Origin of the sequence: Myxococcus llanfairpwllgwyngyllgogerychwyrndrobwllllantysiliogogogochensis (assembly GCF_006636215.1) — a bacterium.
Classification (GTDB): domain Bacteria; phylum Myxococcota; class Myxococcia; order Myxococcales; family Myxococcaceae; genus Myxococcus; species Myxococcus llanfairpwllgwyngyllgogerychwyrndrobwllllantysiliogogogochensis.
Genome location: NZ_VIFM01000665.1, coordinates 1 through 532, shown reverse-complemented (window position 1 = coordinate 532; position 532 = coordinate 1). Strand labels below are relative to the sequence as shown.

At 43.8% G+C, this 532-nt stretch carries 1 protein-coding gene; it reads left to right on the top strand.

Features of this window, described 5'->3' with window-relative positions; translation table 11 throughout:
- On the top strand, positions 1–532 hold a 532-nt coding region (locus FJV41_RS55385), incomplete at both ends, for a hypothetical protein (protein WP_220137993.1).

The following is a 532-nucleotide window of genomic DNA, read 5'->3' as shown; positions in this document are numbered from 1 at the left end:
GCGCAGGACGCTTGCTTAAACAGGTCCGTGATATTGAGCAAGTGGCACCGCTGTTCCGTGATGCTGGCTTAGTGAAAGCGGTCCCCAAGCCCACAATCGTTAATTTACGCGTAGCCGGTATTGCGACTAAATCGTGCTTAGACAAGGTATTGGGTGGTTTTATTTATGCCAGTGCAGCAGTACGCACAGATTTACTAATAGATGACAATAAAGTCAGTACGGCGGGTAGCGACTCGGTATCAGAACTGGATGATATTGATTTTGAAGCACAGCGTAAACGACTTGATTTAATTGAAATTCGTCATTCTTATCAGTTAGTTGAGAAAAAACTCTTAAGTTATGAGCCAGGTGATTTAACTTTGCTGGATACGCCGTTGTTTTTAGCACGGGATATGGCTCCGCTGGAGCGCAATGTCCGTCATAAACAAGAGTACGAAAAAACCAGGCAAGTGATAGAAACTTTTTGGCAAAACCATCGCTCTAAAATTTTTCCGTGGAATCAAAATGGTGTAGTGCTTGCGAGCATTTTGGC